Origin of the sequence: Yoonia sp. F2084L (assembly GCF_023015625.1) — a bacterium.
Lineage (GTDB): Bacteria > Pseudomonadota > Alphaproteobacteria > Rhodobacterales > Rhodobacteraceae > Yoonia.
Window position 1 is genome coordinate 844,892 of the sequence record NZ_JALKAH010000001.1, and the last position, 22,800, is coordinate 867,691.

Sequence of the window (22,800 nt, forward strand, 5' to 3'; positions counted from 1 at the left end):
CTAGCGCGCATAAACCACCGGAAACCAATCTTCCCGCAGCTTCTGTCCCGCCACCATCCCATGCCCCGGAAAAGGGGGCGATGTCGGCCCCGGACGCTCCACGTAACGCGCGTCATCCCCCAGTAAGCGCAACGAAAACGCGCGACGCCTTTCGGTCGCTTCATTGCCCCGCGCGCCATGCAGAATGCGATAATGGAAGGCCACAGCGTCGCCCGGTTCCATCTCATATTCGACGATCTCCATACCTTCGGCATCCGGGTCCGGCACCGGCATGAAATCCTGCTCATCCGGGTAGAAATCCGTCTCTGACAGCCACCGTGTCGGCAGTACGGCCTTAGGCCACTGGTGCGAACCTTTCACGCAACGCAAAGACGCCGCGCGTACCGGATCAAGGGGTGACCAAAAGCTGACGGTCTGCTCGCCCTCCACAAAGTAGTATGGGCTGTCCTGATGCCAGGGTGTCGGTTTCGACGTGCCGGGTTCCTTGACCAGAACATGATCATGGAACAGCTGGCAGGTCTGCGAGCCCATCAGATCCGCCGCCACCTCTGCCGCTGGCGAATGGCGTGCGGCATCCTCGAACGGCGCAATCCGGTTCCAGTTGCAGTAGTCGTCAAAGAACCGTCCCACCTCGCCATCATGAAGGTTCTCGGCGGCATAGGGCCCGGGCGTGGCCATATTGGTCGCCACACCTTCGCGCAACGCATCCACCCAATCGGCAAGCAGCCCTGTGATCAGAACCACTCCGTCGCGTTGATAGGTGTCGATATGATTTTGGGTAATCAGCGGATGCATGGCGGCCCCTTTCGTTTGGCAGACCCTACAAAGTCGCAGATCGATTCGACAGGTCAGAAAACTGTTTGCGGTAACACATCCAAACTGTCTCGCTTCGTTATCGCTAACGGCCCCTGTTACCGATAACATATTGAGCCGTAATGCTTTTTACCTTCACCCCTTACGCATACCCACGTATACCGAAGGCCGAGAACAACGCGCACCAAAGGACCGCCACCATGACAGTTACCATCGGGATTAACGGGTTTGGGCGCATCGGACGCTGCACTTTGGCGCATATCACCGAGGCCGCGCGCAATGACGTTCAAGTCGTCAAAATCAACGCGACTGGGCCGATCGAAACAAACGCGCATTTGCTGAAATACGACAGCGTGCATGGCCGCTTTGGCAATCCTGTGACGGTCAAAGGCAACACGCTTGATCTGGGACGCGGGCCGATTGATGTGATGTCGACCTATGAGCCCGAGGAACTGGATTGGGACGGTGTTGATGTGGTGCTTGAGTGCACGGGAAAATTTAACGATGGTCAGAAATCCGATGTGCACCTGACACGCGGTGCGAAAAAGGTGCTTATCTCGGCCCCTGCCAAAAACGTCGACCGCACGGTTGTCTATGGCGTCAACCACCGCGAGTTGATCGCAACCGAGCGAATGGTGTCAAACGGGTCCTGCACCACAAACTGCCTCGCGCCTCTCGCCAAAGTCCTCAACGACGCCATCGGCATCGAACGCGGGATCATGACGACAATCCATAGCTACACCGGTGACCAACCCACACTAGACCGGCGGCACAGTGACCTTTATCGCGCGCGTGCTGCGGCGATGGCGATGATCCCGACCTCCACAGGGGCGGCCAAAGCACTGGGCGAGGTGCTGCCAGAACTTGCAGGCAAACTGGACGGTACCGCGATGCGGGTCCCGACCCCCAATGTCAGTGCGGTCGATCTGACCTTTGAGGCCGGAAAATCCGTGACCGTCGCAGACGTTAACGCCATCGTGGCCGAAGCGGCAGCTGGATACATGGGCATGGTGATGTCCTACGATGAAGAGGCGAAGGTCAGCATCGACTTTAACCACACCACCGAAAGCTGTATTTTTGCGCCTGATCAAACCAAGGTTGTCGGCGGCAAGACGGTGCGTGTTCTGGCGTGGTACGACAACGAATGGGGCTTCTCTGCGCGGATGGCAGATGTTGCGGCGACCATGGGTCGTTTGCATTAAGCCTCAAATCGTTTTGATACTGTCTTTGCCATTTTGACAGGTGCAAGTTAGAGTTTTGGATGACCAATCGCCTTGCTCTGATCATCGTTATCATCATCATCGGCCTGCTGGCCCTTGACTACGTCCGCTATGATTGGGCGCACACCCTCTTTCTGGCACGCAAATCTGTCGCGTTAATCGAATGGATGGCATTCTGGCGTTAAACCGGTATCAAAGGTTGACCTTTGCGCGTAAATCGCAATGTTAGCGCCAACATTGACCCGGAGGAGACTACCATGGCCGTCAAAGTAGCAATTAACGGATTTGGCCGCATCGGTCGCAACGTTCTACGCGCCATCATCGAAAGCGGACGTACCGATATCGAGGTGATCGCGATCAACGATCTTGGCCCGGTTGAAACCAACGCCCACCTGCTGCGGTTTGACAGTGTGCATGGCCGTTTCCCCGGCATCGTCATGACCACGGAAACAACCATCGACGTGGGCCGTGGCCCAATACAGGTGACCGCCATCCGTAACCCTGCCGATTTACCCTGGTCAGATGTCGACGTCGTCATGGAATGCACTGGGATCTTCACCAGCAAAGAGGCCTGCCAAGCGCATCTCGACAACGGTTCCAGCCGCGTTCTGATCTCAGCACCTGGCAAAGATGCCGATAAAACAATTGTTTATGGCGTGAACGATAACGTGCTGACCAGCGATGATATTGTCGTGTCAAACGCCTCCTGCACAACAAACTGCCTCGCTCCGGTCGCAAAGGTTCTTAACGACGCCGTTGGCATCACAAAGGGTTTCATGACCACGATCCACAGCTACACCGGCGATCAACCAACGCTGGATACAATGCACAAGGACCTGTACCGCGCGCGCGCCGCTGCCTTGTCCATGATCCCGACATCAACGGGTGCAGCCAAGGCTGTTGGCCTTGTATTGCCAGAACTGAACGGCAAGCTGGACGGTGTCGCGATCCGCGTGCCAACACCGAACGTGTCAGTCGTAGACCTGACTTTTGAGGCGTCACGCAACACAACGGTAGAAGAAATCAACGAAGCTGTCATGAATGCCGCAAACGGCGATATGGCCGAAGTTCTGGCCTATACAGACCTGCCAATGGTCAGTTCAGACTTCAACCACGACCCGCATTCATCCATCTTCCACCTTGATCAAACCAAAGTGCTGGATGGCAACATGGTGCGCATCCTGACGTGGTATGACAACGAATGGGGCTTCTCGAACAGGATGGCCGACACAGCCGTCGCAATGGGTAAGATGATTTAAACGTCGATCACCAAGCTTTTGCAAAGCCGGTCCTTTGGATCGGCTTTTTTATTGGGCAGTTTGCAAATCGCGCCATGCAGTTTCTGCATGGCTGCTAGCGCTAACTGTCGGTTGTTCTGCGCTGCAGCATTGCTACATGTGGATCACGAAATGAAAACGCGATGACTTAAAAGGAGCACGCAAATGACCGTATTGAACACAGTTCGCACCGCCGTCCAGAAACGCGTGGCCTACAGCCGCCTGAAGCGCGAGTTGGAAATGATGCCTGTTGAAACAGCCATCGACCTTGGCATGTTCCGCGAAGACGCCAGCAAAGTCGCCTCCAAAGCGATCTACGGCTAAACCACTGAACATGAACGAAAAACAGCCGCGCCTTCGGGGGCGGCTTTGTTATTTCTGAACTTCTGCCAGAAACCCGTTGATCCGGTCCTGATATCCAGCCTGCCCCGGGAGATTGTTATGGGTCGCCCCTTCAACGGCGTGAAACGTCACTGACAAACCTGCCGCCTCCATCACCTCTGCCAGCTGTTCACCATAGGTCATTGGGATCAGCTGATCGACCGTCCCATGTTGGATCAGCACCGGTGCTGACAGCGCCCCTACATCTTTGACAGACCGCCATTTCTGCACGCCCGGTATATAACAGGCAGGCAGGTATGACGCTGTCGTCATCAACGCACAAAGCGTGGTGTAAGGTGCATCAAGCACGATCGCCTCAACCTCACGTGCCGCCGCCACATGGATCGCCAGACCCGTACCCAGTGAAAACCCATGCACGGCAATCGGGCCGTCATGGGTTGCGGCAAGCCAATCATAGGCAGCCAAAGCATCCGCTTTCAGACGCGCCTCAGAAGCCTTGCCGGGAATACCACCACCACCGGGATACTCCATCGCAGCGACGGTGCGGCCCGCGTTTTGGTGCGCATCCAGCGAAAAGGTAAAATACGCCAGCGCGCCGCCATTTCCCATAAAGAACAGCACAGCCAGATCATCTGGGCCATCGGCAATCGCCATCGCAACATCGCGATCTGAAACAACCTCTTGACGAAATGCCGGGTTGTCAAAGGCATCCGGCCCGAACGGATAAATGATGCGCGGATGCAAAGCGACCATCGCAGCGGCGTAAATAAGATAGGTCCCAACCAGCATCCAGAGCCAGTTCAACCGGCGAACCGCTCTTTCAAAGCGGTATTGACGGCGGGTGTCACGAATTTGGACACATCACCGCCCAAGCGTGCGATTTCCTTCACCAGTTTGGATGCAATCGCCTGATGCTGCGCTTCGGCCATCAAGAACACCGTTTCGATCGCGTTATCCAACACCCGGTTCATGCCAACCATCTGATATTCATACTCAAAATCGGCAACAGCCCTCAGACCCCGAATGATCACGGACGCCCCCACATCGCGGGCGCAATCAATCAGAAGGTTCTCAAATGGGTGCACTTCGATCACACAACCGGTCTGCGCACCTAAATGCGCGGTCTCAGCCTCAATCATCGCGACACGCTCTTCGAGCGTAAACAAAGGCCCTTTGTCGCGGTTGATTGCAACGCCAATCACCAAACGATCCACCAGCGAACACGCACGCTGAATGATATCAAGATGCCCATGCGTGACCGGATCAAATGTACCGGGATAAAGTCCTACGCGCATGGCAAACCTCGTGGTGTCTTAAGTCACTGCCAAGCAACAGTATTGTGGACCAGAATGCAAGAAAGGCCTTAGTGGCCCATAATCATCCCTTCAAGGGACTCTTTTTCCATCGCGAGCTGCGCAAGTCGCCCTTTGACTGCATCCCCGATAGAGATCAGACCGATCATCTTGCCATCTGCCATGACAGGCAAGTGGCGAAAACGCCCAGCCGTCATCATCTCAAGCACTTCAAGCGCGCTGTCGGACGGGCTGCATGTGGTCAGTTTGGACGTCATCAAATCGCGCACCTGATCCGTCAGGCACCCAACACCGCGTTTGCCAAGTTCACGCACGATGTCCCGCTCTGACAGGATCCCATCCAGCGTTTCGCCGTCCGCGGACACAACGACCGTACCAATCCGGTGGTCCGACAATAGCTTTGCCGCCTCTGTGACGGTCGATGTTGGCGTCACAGAAATCACGCCCATCTCAGGCTTTGATTTCAACATTTGGGATACAAGCATTGCGGGCTCCTTGATGATGCTCCGGGCCTCTAGCGTCTCAAATGGGGGGCTGTGCTGTCAAGCGTGCAGTGTCCTCCAGACGAGCAACCTCTTCTTGCATCCCTTGCCGCAGTGCCTGTGCGAACCGCGTCAGCCTGTCAGATCGCCGATCCGACGTATGACGCACAAGATAGAAGGACCGCGTCAACGCAACCGTATCGGTCAGCACCATGCGCAACTCTGGCGCAAAGGGCAGCGCAAAGTCATGCACAATCCCCACGCCCGCCTGACGGATCATTTGCAACTGAACTGCGACCGAATTCGACGCCATCTGCACGCGTGTCGCATCAATTTCGCTGAGGTAATCCAGTTCCTTGTCAAAGATCATGTCGGGAATGTAGCCCACGATTTGCCGCCCGCGCAGGTCATCCAGACTGTGCAAAGGAGGTGCATCCGCACGCATCGCAAGGTGCAATTGATAATCTGTGATCTTCTGTACCGTCAGCCGTCCTGCGGCGGGCGGGCTGACGGTCACCGCCATATCAGCCTCACGCCGCGACAGGTTTACAACGCGCGGCAATGCCAGAATTTGCACCTCAAGTGCTGGGTTTTTCGCCTGAATCGCCGCGCAGACCTGCGGCAACAGGAAATTCGCCGCTCCATCCGGCGCACCGATCCGAATTTGCCCTGTCAGCGCTGCCGTATCCCCCTGCCCTTCATCGCGCGCCCGCGTCAGATGCACCTCAGCCTCCGTCGCACGCGCCTGCATCCGTTCACCCAAATCCGTCAGCGCATAGCCTTGCGGTGATTTCACAAACAACGCCGCACCCAAGCTGCGTTCCAATCGCGCAATGCGGCGCCCCAATGTCGATGGATCCATCTTGACGACGGGTGCCGCGCCGGAAAGCCCCTCGGCACGCGCCACCGCCAAAAACACCCGAATATCATCCCAGTTTTCCATCGTGTCCTTGCATTCTTGCAAAATGATTTTGACACAATCGTTCTTTTACGTTGAAAAACGCAAGCCTATAGTGAGCGTGACATTTGTTGGAGGACACTATGCAAGAGCTTACCCACTACATCGGCGGCGAACACGTCAAAGGGACATCTGGCCGCTTCGCCGACGTCTTCAACCCGGCCACAGGCGAAGTGCAGGCGAAGGTCCCGCTGGCCAACGGCGAAGAGATGGCCAAGGCCGTTGCAATCGCAGCCAAAGCGCAACCTGCATGGGCTGCCGTCAACCCGCAGCGCCGCGCACGGGTCATGATGGCCTTTGTCGGCCTGCTGAACCGCGACATGGACAAGCTGGCCGAAGCACTCAGCCGCGAGCATGGCAAAACGCTGCCCGACGCAAAAGGCGACGTCATCCGCGGGCTGGAAGTTGTTGAGTATTGTATCGGAGCCCCACAAATGCTGAAAGGTGACTTCACCGACAGCGCAGGTCCCGGCATCGACATGTATTCGATGAAGCAAGCCTTGGGCGTCACGGCAGGCATCACGCCTTTCAACTTCCCCGCCATGATCCCGATGTGGATGTTTGCGCCCGCCATCGTCTGCGGCAACGCCTTCATCCTCAAACCATCCGAGCGCGACCCCTCTGTGCCGCTAATGCTGGCTGAACTGATGGAAGAAGCAGGGCTGCCCAAAGGTATCCTGCAAGTCGTCAATGGCGACAAAGAGGCCGTCGATGCGATCCTTTACGACGACACAATCCAATCGGTCGGCTTTGTCGGCTCCACCCCCATCGCTGAGTACATCTATGGCACCGGCTGTGCGCAGGGTAAGCGCGTACAGTGTTTTGGCGGGGCAAAGAACCACATGATCATCATGCCCGACGCCGATATGGACCAAGCCGCCGACGCATTGGTTGGCGCAGGCTATGGTGCCGCCGGCGAACGCTGCATGGCGATCTCGGTTGCTGTGGCGGTCGGTGATGACACCGCTGACCGTTTGCTTGATAAGCTGGTGCCGAAAGTCGAAGCACTCAAGGTTGGCCCTTACACATCCGGCAATGACGTGGACTATGGCCCTGTCGTGACGGCGGCGGCCAAGGCCAACATCGAACGGCTGGTGCAAACCGGCATCGACCAAGGTGCCAAGCTGGTCGTGGATGGACGCAACTTCAGCCTGCAAGGCTATGAAGACGGTTTCTTCGTCGGTGCGCACCTTTTCGACAACGTGACCAAGGACATGGACATCTATAAAACCGAAATCTTCGGTCCTGTTTTGTCCACGATCCGCGCCAAAGACTATGAAGAGGCGCTTGGCCTCGCCATGGACCACGAATACGGCAATGGCACCGCCATCTTTACACGCGACGGCGACACCGCCCGCGATTTCGCCAACCGGATCAATATCGGCATGGTTGGTATCAATGTGCCGATCCCCGTGCCGTTGGCCTATCACACCTTCGGCGGTTGGAAGAAATCCATGTTCGGCGACCTCAACCAGCATGGGCCGGATGCGTTCAAGTTCTACACGCGAACAAAGACGATCACATCGCGCTGGCCTTCGGGTATCAAAGAAGGCGGCGAATTTTCAATTCCAGTGATGGAATAGGACCATAAGGCCCACCCGAAAGCGGTGGGCCTTATGCTTGGGCCGGTCCGCTTGCCAATTGTGGCTGATCTGCGCAAGATATGAACAAGCGTTCAATTCCTTGACGGGAGGCAAAGATGGATTTCGCTCTAACCGAAGAACAATCCGCGATTTTCGATATGGCCCACGACTTTGGGCAAGAGCATATCGCACCCCATGCGCGAACATGGGAAGCAGAAGGCACGATCCCAAAAGAGCTTTGGACAAAGCTGGCAAAGCTTGGGTTCGGCGGGCTGTATGTCTCTGAAGACCGCGGCGGATCAGGTCTTTCGCGCCTTGACGCCACCCTTGTGTTCGAGGCGCTCGCGCAATCCTGCGCGTCGGTCTCTGCGTTCCTGTCGATCCACAACATGTGTGCCCGCATGATTGATGCCTACGGCACCGATGCGCTCAAAGACCGGCTGCTGCCGAAAGCCCTGACGATGGATACGATCCTGTCCTACTGCCTGACCGAACCGGGCTCCGGTTCGGATGCTGCGGCCCTCAAAACGAAGGCGACACGCGACAACGCGGGTTACCTGCTGACCGGCACCAAGGCGTTCATCTCGGGCGGCGGTTATTCTGACGCCTACATCGTCATGGCGCGCACAAGCGACGATGGACCCAAGGGTATCAGCGCTATCATCGTCGAAGATGGCGCGCCGGGCCTGTCCTTTGGCGGGCTAGAGGACAAAATGGGCTGGCGTTCGCAACCCACACGGCAGGTCCAAATGGACAGCTGCCCTGCCCCGGCCGAAAACCTTCTTGGCCATGAGGGCATGGGCTTTACCTATGCGATGGCTGGTCTTGACGGCGGCCGGTTGAACATCGCGGCCTGTTCGATCGGGGCGGCCCAATCCGCTCTGGATCAAACAGTGGCCTACATGGCCGAGCGCCGCGCCTTCGGCAAATCCATCGACCAGTTCCAAGGGCTGCAATTTCGGCTGGCTGATATGGAAATCGCCCTGCAATCAGCACGCACCTTCCTGCGACAGGCCGCATGGAAACTTGATCAAGGCGCACCCGATGCCACCAAGTTCTGCGCGATGGCCAAGAAACTATGTACCGAGACCGGCAGCAAAGTCGCCGATCAATGCCTGCAACTGCACGGCGGCTACGGCTATCTGGCGGATTATGGGATCGAAAAGATCGTGCGCGATCTGCGCGTGCATCAGATCCTCGAAGGTACAAATGAAATTATGCGGGTCATTACGGCGCGCCACATGATCCAATGACCGATATTCTCATTCGCAAGACCGGGCGTGCCGGACATATCACGCTGAACCGTCCCAAGGCGCTGAACGCGCTGACGTGGGACATGTGTCTTGCGATTGAAGACGCGCTCGACACATGGCGCGATGATGCTGACGTCGCACTGATCCTGATCGACGGCGCAGGAGACCGCGCCTTTTGTTCGGGCGGTGACATTGCCGAAATGTATGCATCGGGCCAACGTGAAGACTATGATTACGGCAGGCGCTTCTGGCGCGACGAATACAGGCTAAACGCCAAGCTTTATAACTACCACAAGCCCATCGTCACATTCCTGCATGGGTTTACCATGGGTGGCGGTGTCGGCGTTGGATGCCATGCATCCCACAGGATCGTGTGCGAAAACAGCCAGATCGCCATGCCGGAATGCAGCATCGGTCTGGTGCCCGATGTCGGCGGTTCACTGATCCTTGCCAAGGCACCCGGTCATTGCGGCGAATTTCTGGGGCTCAGCGGCGACCGGATGGATGCGGGCGACGCGATCTATGCCGGTTTCGCGGATCACTACATCCCGCAAGAGGCGTGGCACGATCTGAAAAAAACGCTTATCGCAACCGGTGACATCACAAAGATTGAAACCACTGGCCAAGCCGCACCGACAGCGCGCCTCTCCGCGTGGCAGACCGAGATCGACAGCGTTTTTGCAGGTACAACCCTTGGTGCCATCTACAACACCATGACTGACGCTCCTGGTCCTGCAATCACCCATGCACGCAAGTTGATGGACCGGAATGCCCCGTTGGCAATGGCGGTCGCGGCAAAGATCATTCAGGCCGCCCGAACTGACCCCAGCATCGAAAACGCGCTCGACCGGGAATTTCGCTATACTTATCGCTGCGTGGCACAGGGTGACTTTATCGAAGGCATCCGCGCCGCGATCATTGACCGGGACCGCGCGCCAAAATGGCAGCACGACAGCTGGGATGCCGTCACTGGACAAGAGGTTGCGCAAATGACCCGTGACTTGGGCACAAACGCGCTGCAATGGAAGGAAACAGCATGAAAATCGGATTTATCGGGCTGGGAAACATGGGCAGTCCAATGGCCGCAAATCTGGCTGCTGCGCATGATGCCATAGGGTTTGATACGGTGGCGAGACCAGAAGGCATGACTCTTGCTGACAGCGCGGCAACGGCTGCCAAAGACGCCGACGTGGTGATCACGATGTTGCCGAATGGGGATATCCTGCGGGCCGTGGCAAATGAGATTTATCCCGTGATGACGCCCGGCGCGATCCACCTCGACTGTTCCACTGTCGACGTCGAAAGCGCGCGCGCTGTCGCGGCACAAGCTGAAGCTGCTGGCCTGAACGCCGTCGATGCACCCGTGTCAGGCGGTATCGGCGGGGCTATGAATGGCACGCTGACATTCATGGCTGGAGGCCCGGCTGACGCCTTCGCCAAAGTCCAACCGCTCTTCGACATCATGGGCCAAAAGGCCGTCCATTGCGGTGCTGCAGGCAACGGCCAGGCCGCCAAAATCTGCAATAACATGATCTTGGGCGTCACCATGATCGCCACCTGCGAGGCCTTTGTACTGGCCGACAAGCTCGGCCTCGACCGGCAAGCGATGTTCGACGTGGTCAGCACCTCGTCGGGGTATTCATGGTCGATGAACGCCTACTGCCCTGCCCCCGGCATCGGGCCACAAAGCCCCGCGGACAATGACTATCAACCCGGCTTCGCGGCCGAGCTGATGCTCAAAGACCTCAACCTCAGCCAGATGGCCGCGGCGACGGCGGATGCTGATACACCTATGGGACAAGCCGCACGCGACCTTTATGCGCAGTTCGTTCAAAGCGAAAATGGGGCTGGAAAAGACTTTTCTGCCATGCTGCCACGTTTCAAAAAACGGACCCGGACCAAGACATAGTCGCGCCGCCATCGCCGGGCAGCATTGGCAAAACTTTGCCAATGCAGACAGAACAACGTGTGATCGACAGTCTGTTCCCTTGAACGCGAACATCCCATACCCAATTTCTTAGTCATTCAGTCAGGAAAAAGGAGTATCAGATGGAAGACCACAAAACACCCGCCCTTAACACGTCTACCGTGACCACTTGGTTGAAGAAAGACATCACGTTTACCGCACCCGGTTGGGTTTTTGCCGTGGCGGTCATGGTACTGCTTGTCCTTCTTGGCGTGGCATTGGACTAGACTATGCGGTACATATCCAGCCTTGCAGCCCTTCTATTGGCGTTGCCGACGGTCGGGTTTGCTGATCAAACAATTGCGGACCTCAAACCAGACACAGAAGTCACGATCAGCGGCACCGTCGACCGTATTTCCGATGAGGATACGTTCATCCTGAGCGATGATAGCGGACAGATCGAGGTCTATCTGGGCCCCAACCAGGTTCCCGTACCGGCTGGCACCACCGTGACGGTGACCGGCGTCGTTGACGATAGCCCCACCCCAGAGATCTACGCCAGCAGCCTGCAAACCAGCGACGGACAGATCTTTACGTTCGACCGCAGTTACGACTGATCACTCAGCAGCAACCTTACGGGCCGAGAGCATTTCCTTCAGATATCGGCCCGTATGACTCTCTGGCACTTCAGCCACTTTCTCCGGTGTACCGGTTGCAACGATGCGCCCCCCGCCGTCGCCGCCTTCCGGCCCGATATCAATGATATGATCGGCAGTTTTGACCACATCCAGATTATGCTCAATCACAATCACAGAGTTACCCTGATCAACCAATTCATGCAGCACTTCCAATAGCTTACGCACATCTTCAAAATGCAGACCCGTTGTCGGTTCATCCAGAATATAAAGGGTGCGCCCCGTGGACTGCCGCGCAAGTTCCTTACTAAGCTTCACCCGCTGGGCTTCACCGCCTGATAGCGTTGTCGCCTGCTGACCCACCTTGATATAACCCAGACCGACACGCATCAACGCGTCCATCTTCGCACGGATTGACGGCACCGCAGTAAAGAAGGTCTGCGCATCCTCAACGGTCATATCCAGAACATCCGCAATGGATTTGCCCTTGAACTTAATCTCCAGCGTCTCGCGGTTGTAGCGCGCACCTTTGCAGGTCTCGCAGGTGACGTAGACATCCGGCAAAAAGTGCATCTCGATCTTGATGACGCCGTCACCCTGACAGGCCTCGCAACGGCCGCCTTTGACGTTGAAACTGAACCGGCCCGGCTTGTAACCGCGCGCCTTCGCCTCTGGCATGCCAGCGAACCATTCACGGATCGGCGTAAAGGCCCCGGTATAGGTCGCAGGGTTGGAACGCGGCGTGCGCCCGATGGGGCGCTGATCAATGTCGATCACCTTATCAAGATGCTCAAACCCCTTGATCGTCTCGCAGGGTCCCGGCGTCTGGCGGGCACCGTTCAGTTTCATCGACGCGTTCTTGAACAGCGTTTCAATCGTCAGGGTCGATTTGCCGCCACCTGATACGCCAGTCACACAGACGAACTGCTGCAACGGAAAATCAACGGTGACGTTTTGCAGGTTGTTTCCGGTAGCCTTTACAACAGTCAGTTTCTTGCCTTTGCCTTTGCGGCGCTTTGCAGGGACTTCGATCTCTTTGGCACCGATCAGATATTGCCCGGTGACTGAGTTTTCATTGGCCATGATCTCTTGCGGCGTGCCTTTGGCCACCACTTGGCCGCCGTGCACGCCCGCCCCCGGACCGATGTCAAAGACATAATCCGCCTCGCGGATCGCCTCTTCATCATGTTCCACCACAATCACGGTATTGCCCTGATCGCGCAGGTTTTTCAGGGTGGTGAGCAGGCGGTCGTTGTCGCGTTGGTGCAAACCAATAGACGGCTCATCCAACACATAAAGGACGCCCTGCAGGCCCGACCCGATCTGACTGGCCAGCCTGATCCGCTGGCTTTCACCCCCAGACAGCGTGCCGGAGTTGCGCGACAGCGTCAGATATTCAAGGCCCACGTTGTTGAGGAAACCCAGACGCTCGCGAATTTCCTTCAGGATCGCTTGCGCAATTTCGTTCTTTTGCTTGCTGAGCGCGGACGGCACATCCTGACACCAGTCATAGGCCTCTTTGATCGACATCTTCACGACCTGACCAACATGCAGGCCACCAATTTTTACCGCTAGCGCCTCTTCGCGCAGACGATACCCACCGCAGGTACCGCAATTGCGGTTGTTCTGGTAGTTTTCGAACTCTTCGCGAATCCAATTGCTATCGGTCTCGCGATAGCGGCGCTCCATGTTCGGGATCACCCCCTCAAAGGCACGCTCTACCTGATAAACGCGGCCGCCCTCATCATAGCGGAACTTGATCTCTTCCTTGCCAGAGCCGCGCAAAAACACCTCTTGCACCTTTGGGTCCAGATCCTTCCAGCGGGCGTTCTTGTTAAAGCCATAGTGCTTGGCGATGGCTTCAATCGTTTGCAGGAAGTAAGGCGATTTACCCTTACGCCACGGGGCCAGCGCCCCATCAGCGATCTTCAGGGTGACGTCCGGCACAACCAAATGTTCGTCAAAGAACAACTCAACCCCCAAGCCGTCACAGGATGGGCAGGCCCCGAAGGGCGCGTTGAACGAAAACAAACGCGGTTCAATTTCAGGGATGGTGAAACCGGAAACCGGACAAGCGAAGTTTTCAGAGAATGTCATCCGCTCTGGTTCGCCCTCTTTTGGGGCGGTCTCTAGCACCGTAATCCCGTCTGCCAGATCAAGGGCCGTCCGGAAACTATCCGCCAAACGGGTCTCAAGCCCTTCACGCACTACGATCCGGTCCACAACAACGTCGATATCGTGGCGGAACTTCTTGTCCAGCGTCGGCGGCTCATCCAGTTCATAGAATTCACCGTCGACCTTCACGCGCTGGAAACCCTGCTTGCGCAGCTCAAGAAACTCTTTGCGGTATTCGCCCTTGCGGTCACGGATGATCGGGGCCAGCAGATAGCCGCGCGTGCCCTCTTCCAGCGCCATGACACGGTCCACCATGTCCTGCACCTGCTGGGCCTCAATCGGCAGGCCAGTGGTCGGGCTGAAGGGCGTCCCGGCACGGGCAAAAAGCAGGCGCAGGTAATCATAAATCTCGGTGATCGTGCCGACAGTCGAACGCGGGTTCTTTGACGTCGTCTTCTGCTCAATCGAAATCGCGGGTGACAGGCCAGATATGTGATCCACATCCGGCTTTTCCATCATATCGAGGAACTGGCGGGCATAGGCCGACAGCGACTCAACATAGCGGCGCTGTCCTTCGGCATAGATCGTGTCGAATGCGAGAGACGACTTACCAGACCCCGAAAGGCCAGTAATCACGACAAGCTGATCGCGCGGAATATCAACGTCGATATTCTTGAGGTTATGCTCGCGCGCGCCGCGGACTTCGATATTTTTCAGCTCAGCCATTTCGACCCCCAAAGGCAACGCCTTACCAGATAGGCGTACAAAGCGAGAGCGCCACCCTGAATACGGAACATTTCGCGAACATACACAAGTTTATTTTCCTCCGCCAGCCAAAAGCAAAAGGCCCGCCACGATGGGCAGGCCTTTGCAACCGGTAAGGTGGATCTTGATCCAACTTACATGTGAATCACGCGGTCATACGCATCAAGCACACTTTCGTGCATCATCTCTGACAATGTCGGATGCGGGAAAACGGTGTTCATCAGATCTTCTTCCGTCGTCTCCAATTGGCGGCCTACAACATAGCCTTGGATCAATTCGGTGACTTCCGCGCCCACCATATGCGCGCCCAACAGCTCACCCGTTTTGGCATCAAAGACCGTCTTGATCATGCCCTCAGGTTCGCCCAAGGCAATCGCCTTGCCGTTGCCGATGAAGGGGAAACGTCCCACTTTGATCTGATAACCCAGCTCCTTGGCTTTCGCCTCCGAATACCCAACGGAGGCCACCTGCGGATGGCAATACGTACAACCGGCGATGCTCTCAGGTTTCACAGGATGTGCGTGCTTGCCTGCGATCAGGTCAGCAACCATCACACCTTCATGGCTGGCTTTGTGCGCCAACCAAGGCGCGCCCGCGATATCGCCGATGGCATAAAGCCCTTCAACACCGGTGCGGCAGAATTCGTCTGTCACAACATGCGTACGGTCAATCTTGACGCCCAGTTCTTCCAGCCCCAGCCCTTCGACATTGCCAACAATCCCCACCGCCGAGATGACGGTATCAAACTCCATCTTCTCGGTCTTGCCGCCGGTCTCAATATGGGCGGTCACTTTGCCTTTGCCCCGGTCCAGCTGCTTGACCATGGATTTCTCCATGATCTTCATACCTTGCTTGACGAATTGTTTCTTGGCGAAAGCGGAAATTTCTGCATCTTCGACAGGCAAGACACGGTCCATGACCTCAACCACAGTCGTTTCAGAACCCAGCGTGTTGTAGAAACTGGCAAACTCAATTCCGATCGCACCCGAACCAATGACCAGCAACTTCTTTGGCATCTTCTTGGGTTCCAACGCATGGCGATAGGTCCAAACCAGATCACCATCCGCTTCAAGCCCCGGCAACTCCCGTGCACGGGCGCCAGTGGCCAGAACGATGTTCTTAGCCGTAAGCTCATCGGTGCCCTTCTCGCCTTTGACTGAAACCTTGCCTTTTGCAGGGATCGTCGCCTCACCCATGAACACTGTCACCTTGTTCTTCTTCATCAGGTGGCCAATGCCGCCCGAAAGCTGCCCCGCGACAGAGCGGCTGCGTTTGACAACCGCATCCAGATCATAATCAACGCCAGTTGCCTTCAGCCCGAATTCCTTGGCGCGATGCATCAGATGGAAAACTTCAGATGACCGCAACATCGCTTTCGTTGGAATACAGCCCCAGTTCAGGCAAATGCCACCAAGGTTTTCGCGTTCGATAATGGCGACCTTCATGCCAAGCTGCGAAGCGCGGATCGCCGCCACATAACCACCCGGTCCAGCACCGATTACGATAAGATCAAAATTCTGCGCAGCCATGCAGAGGCCCTCCAATTCCAAATTTAGTTGAACGCTAAACTACTTTTGGCGCAATCTCTAGTGACCTTAGGTCATAACAGCTACCCGATGCATGCAAGAGCCCTTATTTTGCGCGCTCTTGTTGCGCGCGAATTGCCGCACCATAGCCGCCAGCATCCAGAAATACCTGCTCGGCCGGTGTGGTTTTGCGGCCCAAAGCCTCATTGCGGTAGGGGAATCTGCCAAAATCGCGGATCACCGCGCGATGCGCGCAAGCGTGATCGACATTTCCAGCGCCGTGTTTTGGCATACGCGTATGGATCAACCGCACAGCACGGTCTTGATCACACAGGTTCTCGGCATGCATTAACGGCAAATAGAAAAACTGGCGCGCTGGTTCGTCGATACGCATGTCCCATTTACGATCAATCGCCATCTTTGCGGCGGCCCGCGCAACACTGTCGGTTTTGAAGGCCTCAGCGCTATCGCGGAACATATTGCGGGGAAACTGATCTGTCAGAATAATGTAGGCCAAAGCACCGGAAGGGTATGTCAGCCAGAGGCTAAGGGCGCCATCTGCGGCTTCCTGCCATGTTTCGGCAAATCTTTCGCGGATCAACGCGTCAAACGCCGGATCAGACTTGTACCAATCAGCAGGAGTGCACTCATCCAGCCAGAACGCCAATACCTCTTCAGGGGCTACCACGACACCGCTCCTTGGTCGTTACTATCTCTAAAACAATTGCAAGCAGACAAATCTTGATCTGACAAGTGTTTAGAGCGCCGCATTGGTCACTTGATCTTTCGAAGTGACATTTGCGGTGACCTAGGGTCAAGACCCTAAGGGCAACATGTTACGCCGGAGTGGTGTCATCCTCCATCGCGGCTTCTTCTTCGATATAGACCTCTTGAGCTAGCTCAGCGGCAACAGGTGTCGACGCGGCAGAGACAGGTGCATAGCGCACCGAGTCGCCTTCAAGCACATCATCACGGCTACGCTGCGTCGCCCGATACATACCGTAGACACCTACAGCGGCCATCAAAACCCCAGTAAACAGCCAGAACCCATTGTCGCCAATCACATCCATCATCAAACCAACAGTTAACGGCCCCAAGATCGCCCCGATCCCGTTAATGAACAAAAGGCCACCAGAGGCCGCGGCCATATCCTCTTTCTCAAGATAGTCGTTCAGATAGGCAATCAGCAGCGCATAAAGCGGGTTGGACGTGCCACCTACAATGGCCCCGCTGATCAAGATCACGAAGAAATAGCCGGGCACCAAAAAAGCGATCATCGACCCCGCAGCGCCAAGCAAAGACACCCAGACAATCAAAACACGGCGGTCCATGCGGTCGGACAGCCAGCCAATCGGATACTGCAGCACCAGGGCCGCCACATAAATCGCCGAGATGAAGAACGAAATCTCACCCACCGTCAGCCCGACCCGACTGCCATAGACCGCCGACATGCCGAACTGGGCCGAAAACACGCCGCCCAGCATAAACATACCAACGCAGGCTAGCGGTGAAGCTTTCACCAGATCGCGCAGTTTCATCGGCTTCGTCGTCTCAAACGCTGGCATGGGTTTGACCGACAATAGCACCGGTGCAAAGGCAAGCGACACCAAGATGGACGGGATAATGAACAGCACATAGCCCGACACATCGCCGGTCGTGACAATCCACTGCGCAAAGACGATCCCCGCCATCTGCACAATCATATAAAGCGACAGCGACTTGCCTCGGTTTTCGTTGCTGGACGCGTCATTGAGCCAGCTTTCGGCGGTGATATAGACCCCGCAAAAGCAAAACCCGATGATCACGCGGCCCACGGCCCACGCCCATGGATCGACAAGGACCGGATAGGCAATCAAAACCGCCGACACCATTGAACCCAAGGCCGCAAAGACCCGCACGTGACCAACACGCCGGATCAATTCGGGTGTGAAGCGCGAACTGAACAAAAAACCCAAGAAATAGGCCGACATGACGATCGACAGCTCTAACGTACTAAAGCCCTCGACCTCACCGCGCAGGCCCAATAGTGTGCCTTGCAGGCCGTTGCCGACCATCAACATGAACATGCCGACAAAGAGGGCCCAAGAGCCGGTGAATACCTGGAACATCGCACGCCCTTTCAGCCCGAAGCAGAACCGTGCAATGTCACGATTCTGGCTCGAGTTCACTACACGTTAGCGACAACGTCTCGCTCGTTCGCGCCTTAATGATCCGGCAAAAGAAGCGAGCTGTCACCATACGAGAAGAACCGGTACTTTTTCGCGATCGCGTGGTTATAGATCCTGTGGATGGTGTCCGTTCCCATCAACGCCGAGACCAGCATCATCAACGTTGATTTTGGTAGATGAAAGTTGGTCATCAACCCATCAGCAATCTGAAACTGAAACCCCGGCGTGATGAAAATATCCGTAGGCCCTTTCCAAGGCTGCATCACGCCGTCTTGCGCAGCACTCTCAATCAATCTCAATGCCGTTGTGCCCACGGGGATTACCCGGTTGCCTGCAGCCTTCGTGGCGTTCATCTCAATCGCCGCATCGGCTGTCACCTCACCCCATTCCGCATGCATCTTGTGATCGCGTACGTCGTCCACCTTCACAGGCAAAAAGGTTCCTGCCCCGACATGCAAAGTCACATGGGTGAACTGGACACCACGCGCCGCAAGCGCCTCTAACAATGGCCCGTCGAAATGCAGTGAAGCGGTTGGCGCTGCCACAGCACCAGAATTGCGCGCCCAATAGGTCTGATAGTCAACTTTATCGGCTTCATCCGCAGGTCGTTTCCCAGCGATGTAAGGCGGCAGCGGCATCGCCCCCACCGCATTCAACGCCGCATCAAAGTCATCACCTTTGAGGTTGAAGGACAGATAACCCTGCCCTTCCCCGCGCCCGACCACTTCGGCGGTCAGATCATCGGAGAAGACAATCACCTCACCATCGCGCACCTTCTTGAGCGGCTTGATCAGTGCCGACCAAGCGCCATCGGCGCGCGGTTCCAGCAACGTGACATCCATCTTGGCAGACGTCTCTCCCGCCTCACCTGACCTGTGGCGCAATCCGAACAACCGCGCCGGGATCACCTTTGTGTCGTTCAGGATCAACCGGTCACCGGGTTGCAAAATATCGGGCAGTTGATTGACGACACGATCCTCAATCGCGCCCCCCTGCGCCAACAACAACCGCGCCGAGGATCGGGGCCGCGCGGGCCGTGTCGCGATCAGCGCGTCGGGCAGATCAAAATCAAACTCGCTCAGCTTCATTGCGAGATATCCGGTGCAGGCCTGCGAAAGATCTCGCGAAACATCCCCGGCGTCAGCGCCGACAGCGGGTTCACCACGACCTGCGGCGCATCAGTCGTGCCGCGGATTGTATAGTTGAACCCGATCAGCCCCTCACCCCGACGGGTCAGGAACGAACCAATGCTGTTGACCAGAAAAAATGGTGACACGACGCCCTGCAGATCCAGTTGCTTGCTGGCGAGCGTGTAGAGCCCATCCACCGAAATGCCAAGCCCCGGACCAACGGCACTGGCCTCGGAAATGATGACCTGCTGAGGGGTCAGTCGGAAGCGGGCATCGACCTCATCAAAGGCAAGGCCTTGACCGTCAAGTTGCTGCAACAGCCCCACGACGCTGATGGCATCCAGAAGGGCCGCCATGGCAGGCGCGTCGCGTACCCGAATATCACGCACACGCAACCGGCCATCAAATGTCCCCGGTCCGCCCGCCGGCAACAATGTCAAATCAGCCGACCCGCCACGCGCGCCGCGCATCAGCCCGGCCGCTCTTAAGACGGCACCGGCGTCATCGCTGCGTAATCGCACACCTGATCGCCCGTCACGCGGTGCCACTGTCCCCGCCACTGGGGCTGCACCGTTTAGCTGCCCCGTAAACGCCCCCCGAAACCCGTCTTGGCTTCGGAAGTCGCCGCGAAAACCGGTGAGCGCAATCCCTTCGGTGACCTGCAAGCGATCCAGCGCGATGGTGACTGGACCACCCTCGCCTTGCCCACCGCCAAACTGGGCATTGCGCAAATCAAGTGACCCACCGCGTATTTCAACACCCAGCGGCTGCCCGACCCCGCGCCCCCGCAACGTGATGGGCGCATCAAACCAATCGCCTATGCGCAATTGCGAAAAGATCGCCGCCTCCAACCGGCCCGAGGCATCAACGTCGATCTGGCCTGAAGCCTGCAATCCACCGCCACCAATCTCAAGTGTTTCGATGAAGGGTACGGGACCCAGCGTTCCGGCGACCAACAGATTACCAGCTGTGTTCGGCCCCTTTTCCCAACCGACCGCCGGGATACCAACGCTGAGCCCCAGCAAATCAGAGGTCAAACGAAACGCTGGCGGCGCACCGGCCTGAAAATCAACCGAGAGTTCTCCGGCACCATTGCCGTCAATCGTGCCGGGCGGCAGTGCGATACCAAACTCATCCAGAAACGCTTGTGACAAGGCCACATCCGCCATGACTTGACTGCCCGGTCGCGCAGGATCGCCAAAGCGTTGATCCCATGCGCCCACCGCCGCGACATCGCCAATGCGCACAGGACCTGCGATGTTGACGCCTGCCCTGCTGACCGTCACATCCAGACGCGGTGCAGCAAAGCTTCTACCGGGCAGCAATCTTTCGCTACGCACGTTGCGTATCTCGGACGTCACCTCAAAAACAAAATCGTCAGGGGTCGGGCGTGGTGTCAGCGGCCACGTCACCTGCCCTTGGGTGTAGGCGCGCCCATCACCCAGTGTCACAGGCAGATTTGCTTTGTCCATATACTGAAACGGGCGACGGTTCAGGATCGACAGCGCAGCGGTCAGGGAGCTGTCAATCGCCAGCTCAAGTACCGCCGGTGATGGGTTTAGCCGCATATTCTGAATAGTGAAATGCGACCCCGCCAGTTGCAGCGGACCGCCTTCGGGTGCTGTCACAATGCCAGCGTCAAGGTTCAAGACAAAGCGCGCATCTTCGATGCTGGCAACACCTTTGGCCTGCCGGATCGGAGGGATATCGCGCAAGAACTTGATCTGACTGCCTGCAAACTCAAACCCAACAGCAAGCTCTGCGGCGCGTCCAGGTGCGGCGCGCAACCCAGCCACAACATCAAACAAAGCACCATCAGTGAAGTTGTTCACAACCCAACGCCGCGCGTTTGGCTTCATGGAAATCGGCCAAAAAGCGACCAGACGTTCCGGTGTGATCTCGTTGATTTGCGCGTCAAGTGCCACTTGCCAGCCCGCATCGGTGGCCGTGACTGCGCCGCTGCCCTGCACGCGGGTGTCATCGTCCAACACAACAAACTCGCCAATTTCGACAGCGAACGGGTCAAAGCGCAGCCGCAAATCAATGCTCGCCTCAGGCAATTGCGGCGCCGTTTCAAAAAATCCAGGGGGATTGAGGGCGATATCGCTGAACTGAAACTGGGCCAGCAAGGCACGCGGCAGACCATCGCGGAATTCGCGCAGATACGCGTCACCTTCTGCGCGCAAACTGCCCCATTCGGTTTGCAAGCTGATGTCGCTGAAAGCGATAAGATCGCGCGCCGGATCATAGGTAAAGTAGGCGCGGGCATCCTCAAAGGCGATGGCTTGGGTTGCGGGATTGGGCTGCAGAACCCCCTGCCCGATTTCCAAAGATGCGTTCAGCGGGCCAAGGGCACCGTCGGCGTCCACCTGCGTGCGCAAAGCCGCAGTGATAGGCGCATCCACACCGCGCAACCAACTCAGCGCGGGCGACTGCGCCGCGATATCGCTTGCCACGGCATCATCAAGGTTCAAGCCAAATTCTGCGGCGCGGCTGCCGCGCGGGCTGCTATAGGTCAGGCTGACGTTTGTGACGCCCGCGCGGCCCGATAGTAGCGAAAAGTTCCCCCGCATTACAGTTTCGCCACCGCGCAGATCAAGCGAGACAACTCCGCCATCGACAATCCAACTGCGCCCTGCGCGCGCATCATCAAAGTTGATGATCAGCCCGTCGGCGCGCACGCTTTCCAGCGCCTCCAGTGCGGGGCGTTCAAAGACCTGATCAAACTGCTCAAGCAGTGCGGGCAGCGAAGGGGCTTCACCCAAGGCGTTCCCACCTGCACTGAAGGCAAAGGATACATCCCCGTTTGTCGCGCGCCGCAGGTTCACCTGCGCCCCGATCAAGCGGACCTCTTGCATCAGCACGTCTTGCTGCAGAATCAGACCGCGTGGGGAAATCAGCCCCTCAACAATCGGCACGCGGGTCAGCGTCAGCCCACCGGGTCCCACAAGCCGCGTATCAACAAGGCGGACTGTCGGGTGCAGATCGCGTCCAATACGCAAAGTGATCGCTCCAAACTCCAAGGTTGCATCATCCAGCAGATCACCGGCGCGCGCCTCAATCCGCTCAGTAATCCAACTGGGAGCAGTGATATCGCGATCAATAATCATGACTGCGGCAGCCGCGACAAACACCAGCGGCAGCAAGCACACAACAAACGCGGCGCGCAGCCAAAACACCCATCGGCGCATGGCTTTGGGCCTTTCAGCCTTGGGGTCTGATGTTGCGTCCTCTTGGGTCATCTTTGCCTGATCATTGCCTTTGGTCTTTATCTTTGCCTGTCGCGGACTAAAACAAAACCAAGAAATCGGATC

21 protein-coding genes are annotated in these 22,800 nt (G+C 57.0%); 10 read left to right on the plus strand and 11 right to left on the minus strand.

Annotated elements, in window-relative coordinates; genetic code table 11:
- The gene (locus tag MWU60_RS04145) at positions 1-795 is read right to left on the minus strand and encodes a phytanoyl-CoA dioxygenase family protein (protein ID WP_247225818.1); all 795 of its coding nucleotides are present in this window, start codon (positions 793-795) and stop codon (positions 1-3) included.
- A gap of 218 nt (positions 796-1,013) precedes the next feature.
- On the opposite strand from MWU60_RS04145, the gene gap (MWU60_RS04150) reads away from it, so the two are divergent.
- The 4 genes from gap (MWU60_RS04150) to MWU60_RS04165 all read left to right on the plus strand — a co-directional run bounded on the left by gap (MWU60_RS04150) (position 1,014) and on the right by MWU60_RS04165 (position 3,634).
- Positions 1,014-2,015 (plus strand): type I glyceraldehyde-3-phosphate dehydrogenase, encoded by a 1,002-nt coding sequence (gap, locus tag MWU60_RS04150; protein ID WP_247225819.1) that lies wholly within the window; start codon positions 1,014-1,016, stop codon positions 2,013-2,015.
- Between the two features lie 59 nt (positions 2,016-2,074).
- Entirely contained in the window at positions 2,075-2,218 is a 144-nt protein-coding gene (locus MWU60_RS04155; RefSeq protein WP_247225820.1) for a hypothetical protein, read from the plus strand.
- Positions 2,219-2,290: 72 nt separating this feature from the next.
- Complete coding sequence (gene gap / locus MWU60_RS04160; RefSeq protein WP_247225821.1) at positions 2,291-3,292, plus strand: type I glyceraldehyde-3-phosphate dehydrogenase; 1,002 nt, start codon at positions 2,291-2,293, stop codon at positions 3,290-3,292.
- Between the two features lie 183 nt (positions 3,293-3,475).
- Positions 3,476-3,634 (plus strand): hypothetical protein, encoded by a 159-nt coding sequence (locus MWU60_RS04165; protein WP_247225823.1) that lies wholly within the window; start codon positions 3,476-3,478, stop codon positions 3,632-3,634.
- Between the two features lie 48 nt (positions 3,635-3,682).
- On the opposite strand, the gene MWU60_RS04170 is transcribed toward MWU60_RS04165, so the two are convergent.
- The 4 genes from MWU60_RS04170 to MWU60_RS04185 form a co-directional block, all read right to left on the minus strand.
- On the minus strand, positions 3,683-4,456 hold the full coding sequence (locus MWU60_RS04170) for an alpha/beta hydrolase (protein WP_247225824.1): 774 nt from the start codon (positions 4,454-4,456) through the stop codon (positions 3,683-3,685).
- Positions 4,453-4,947 (minus strand): pantetheine-phosphate adenylyltransferase, encoded by a 495-nt coding sequence (gene coaD / locus MWU60_RS04175; protein ID WP_247225826.1) that lies wholly within the window; start codon positions 4,945-4,947, stop codon positions 4,453-4,455. Before coaD ends, MWU60_RS04170 begins: the two co-directional genes overlap by 4 nt.
- Positions 4,948-5,015: 68 nt before the next feature.
- Positions 5,016-5,450 (minus strand): CBS domain-containing protein, encoded by a 435-nt coding sequence (locus tag MWU60_RS04180; protein ID WP_247225827.1) that lies wholly within the window; start codon positions 5,448-5,450, stop codon positions 5,016-5,018.
- 37 nt (positions 5,451-5,487) lie between these two features.
- Entirely contained in the window at positions 5,488-6,390 is a 903-nt protein-coding gene (locus MWU60_RS04185) for a LysR family transcriptional regulator (protein ID WP_247225830.1), read from the minus strand.
- Positions 6,391-6,488: 98 nt separating this feature from the next.
- Between MWU60_RS04185 and MWU60_RS04190 the strand changes: the two genes are divergently transcribed.
- The 6 genes from MWU60_RS04190 to MWU60_RS04215 all read left to right on the plus strand — a co-directional run bounded on the left by MWU60_RS04190 (position 6,489) and on the right by MWU60_RS04215 (position 11,764).
- Positions 6,489-7,988 (plus strand): CoA-acylating methylmalonate-semialdehyde dehydrogenase, encoded by a 1,500-nt coding sequence (locus MWU60_RS04190; protein WP_247225832.1) that lies wholly within the window; start codon positions 6,489-6,491, stop codon positions 7,986-7,988.
- 116 nt (positions 7,989-8,104) lie between these two features.
- Complete coding sequence (locus MWU60_RS04195; protein ID WP_247225834.1) at positions 8,105-9,241, plus strand: acyl-CoA dehydrogenase family protein; 1,137 nt, start codon at positions 8,105-8,107, stop codon at positions 9,239-9,241.
- Positions 9,238-10,281, plus strand: a complete 1,044-nt coding sequence (locus MWU60_RS04200) for an enoyl-CoA hydratase/isomerase family protein (protein WP_247225836.1) — start codon at positions 9,238-9,240, stop codon at positions 10,279-10,281. Before MWU60_RS04195 ends, MWU60_RS04200 begins: the two co-directional genes overlap by 4 nt.
- A complete protein-coding gene (mmsB, locus tag MWU60_RS04205) occupies positions 10,278-11,150 on the plus strand; it encodes a 3-hydroxyisobutyrate dehydrogenase (RefSeq protein WP_247225838.1) in 873 nt (290 codons plus the stop codon). Before MWU60_RS04200 ends, mmsB begins: the two co-directional genes overlap by 4 nt.
- Positions 11,151-11,290: 140 nt before the next feature.
- Positions 11,291-11,434: a hypothetical protein gene (locus tag MWU60_RS04210; RefSeq protein ID WP_247225840.1), complete on the plus strand. Its 144-nt coding sequence runs from the start codon at positions 11,291-11,293 to the stop codon at positions 11,432-11,434.
- Between the two features lie 3 nt (positions 11,435-11,437).
- A complete protein-coding gene (locus MWU60_RS04215) occupies positions 11,438-11,764 on the plus strand; it encodes a hypothetical protein (protein WP_247225842.1) in 327 nt (108 codons plus the stop codon).
- Here MWU60_RS04215 and uvrA read toward each other — a convergent pair whose 3' ends face one another.
- The 6 genes from uvrA to MWU60_RS04245 form a co-directional block, all read right to left on the minus strand.
- The gene (gene uvrA, locus MWU60_RS04220; protein WP_247225844.1) at positions 11,765-14,623 is read right to left on the minus strand and encodes an excinuclease ABC subunit UvrA; all 2,859 of its coding nucleotides are present in this window, start codon (positions 14,621-14,623) and stop codon (positions 11,765-11,767) included.
- 173 nt (positions 14,624-14,796) lie between these two features.
- Positions 14,797-16,191 (minus strand): dihydrolipoyl dehydrogenase, encoded by a 1,395-nt coding sequence (gene lpdA, locus MWU60_RS04225; RefSeq protein ID WP_247225846.1) that lies wholly within the window; start codon positions 16,189-16,191, stop codon positions 14,797-14,799.
- Between the two features lie 103 nt (positions 16,192-16,294).
- Positions 16,295-16,876, minus strand: a complete 582-nt coding sequence (locus MWU60_RS04230) for a DUF924 family protein (RefSeq protein ID WP_247225855.1) — start codon at positions 16,874-16,876, stop codon at positions 16,295-16,297.
- A gap of 148 nt (positions 16,877-17,024) precedes the next feature.
- Positions 17,025-18,296, minus strand: a complete 1,272-nt coding sequence (locus MWU60_RS04235; RefSeq protein WP_247225857.1) for an MFS transporter — start codon at positions 18,294-18,296, stop codon at positions 17,025-17,027.
- A 95-nt stretch (positions 18,297-18,391) separates the two neighbouring features.
- Positions 18,392-19,444 (minus strand): tRNA preQ1(34) S-adenosylmethionine ribosyltransferase-isomerase QueA, encoded by a 1,053-nt coding sequence (gene queA, locus MWU60_RS04240; protein ID WP_247225859.1) that lies wholly within the window; start codon positions 19,442-19,444, stop codon positions 18,392-18,394.
- Positions 19,441-22,728: an AsmA-like C-terminal region-containing protein gene (locus MWU60_RS04245; protein ID WP_247225861.1), complete on the minus strand. Its 3,288-nt coding sequence runs from the start codon at positions 22,726-22,728 to the stop codon at positions 19,441-19,443. The genes queA and MWU60_RS04245 overlap by 4 nt, the downstream gene beginning before the upstream one ends.
- Between the last annotated feature and the right edge of the window lie 72 nt (positions 22,729-22,800).

Coding starts and splice junctions, on each gene's coding strand:
- MWU60_RS04145 (WP_247225818.1), bottom strand. CDS start 795: ATGCATCCGCTGATTACCCAAAATCATATCGACACCTATCAACGCGAC.
- gap (WP_247225819.1), top strand. CDS start 1,014: ATGACAGTTACCATCGGGATTAACGGGTTTGGGCGCATCGGACGCTGC.
- MWU60_RS04195 (WP_247225834.1), top strand. CDS start 8,105: ATGGATTTCGCTCTAACCGAAGAACAATCCGCGATTTTCGATATGGCC.
- MWU60_RS04235 (WP_247225857.1), bottom strand. CDS start 18,296: ATGTTCCAGGTATTCACCGGCTCTTGGGCCCTCTTTGTCGGCATGTTC.
- gap (WP_247225821.1), top strand. CDS start 2,291: ATGGCCGTCAAAGTAGCAATTAACGGATTTGGCCGCATCGGTCGCAAC.
- MWU60_RS04180 (WP_247225827.1), bottom strand. CDS start 5,450: ATGCTTGTATCCCAAATGTTGAAATCAAAGCCTGAGATGGGCGTGATT.
- queA (WP_247225859.1), bottom strand. CDS start 19,444: ATGAAGCTGAGCGAGTTTGATTTTGATCTGCCCGACGCGCTGATCGCG.
- MWU60_RS04215 (WP_247225842.1), top strand. CDS start 11,438: ATGCGGTACATATCCAGCCTTGCAGCCCTTCTATTGGCGTTGCCGACG.
- MWU60_RS04245 (WP_247225861.1), bottom strand. CDS start 22,728: ATGACCCAAGAGGACGCAACATCAGACCCCAAGGCTGAAAGGCCCAAA.
- uvrA (WP_247225844.1), bottom strand. CDS start 14,623: ATGGCTGAGCTGAAAAATATCGAAGTCCGCGGCGCGCGCGAGCATAAC.
- MWU60_RS04210 (WP_247225840.1), top strand. CDS start 11,291: ATGGAAGACCACAAAACACCCGCCCTTAACACGTCTACCGTGACCACT.
- lpdA (WP_247225846.1), bottom strand. CDS start 16,191: ATGGCTGCGCAGAATTTTGATCTTATCGTAATCGGTGCTGGACCGGGT.
- MWU60_RS04185 (WP_247225830.1), bottom strand. CDS start 6,390: ATGGAAAACTGGGATGATATTCGGGTGTTTTTGGCGGTGGCGCGTGCC.
- MWU60_RS04200 (WP_247225836.1), top strand. CDS start 9,238: ATGACCGATATTCTCATTCGCAAGACCGGGCGTGCCGGACATATCACG.
- MWU60_RS04155 (WP_247225820.1), top strand. CDS start 2,075: ATGACCAATCGCCTTGCTCTGATCATCGTTATCATCATCATCGGCCTG.
- MWU60_RS04165 (WP_247225823.1), top strand. CDS start 3,476: ATGACCGTATTGAACACAGTTCGCACCGCCGTCCAGAAACGCGTGGCC.
- coaD (WP_247225826.1), bottom strand. CDS start 4,947: ATGCGCGTAGGACTTTATCCCGGTACATTTGATCCGGTCACGCATGGG.
- MWU60_RS04190 (WP_247225832.1), top strand. CDS start 6,489: ATGCAAGAGCTTACCCACTACATCGGCGGCGAACACGTCAAAGGGACA.
- mmsB (WP_247225838.1), top strand. CDS start 10,278: ATGAAAATCGGATTTATCGGGCTGGGAAACATGGGCAGTCCAATGGCC.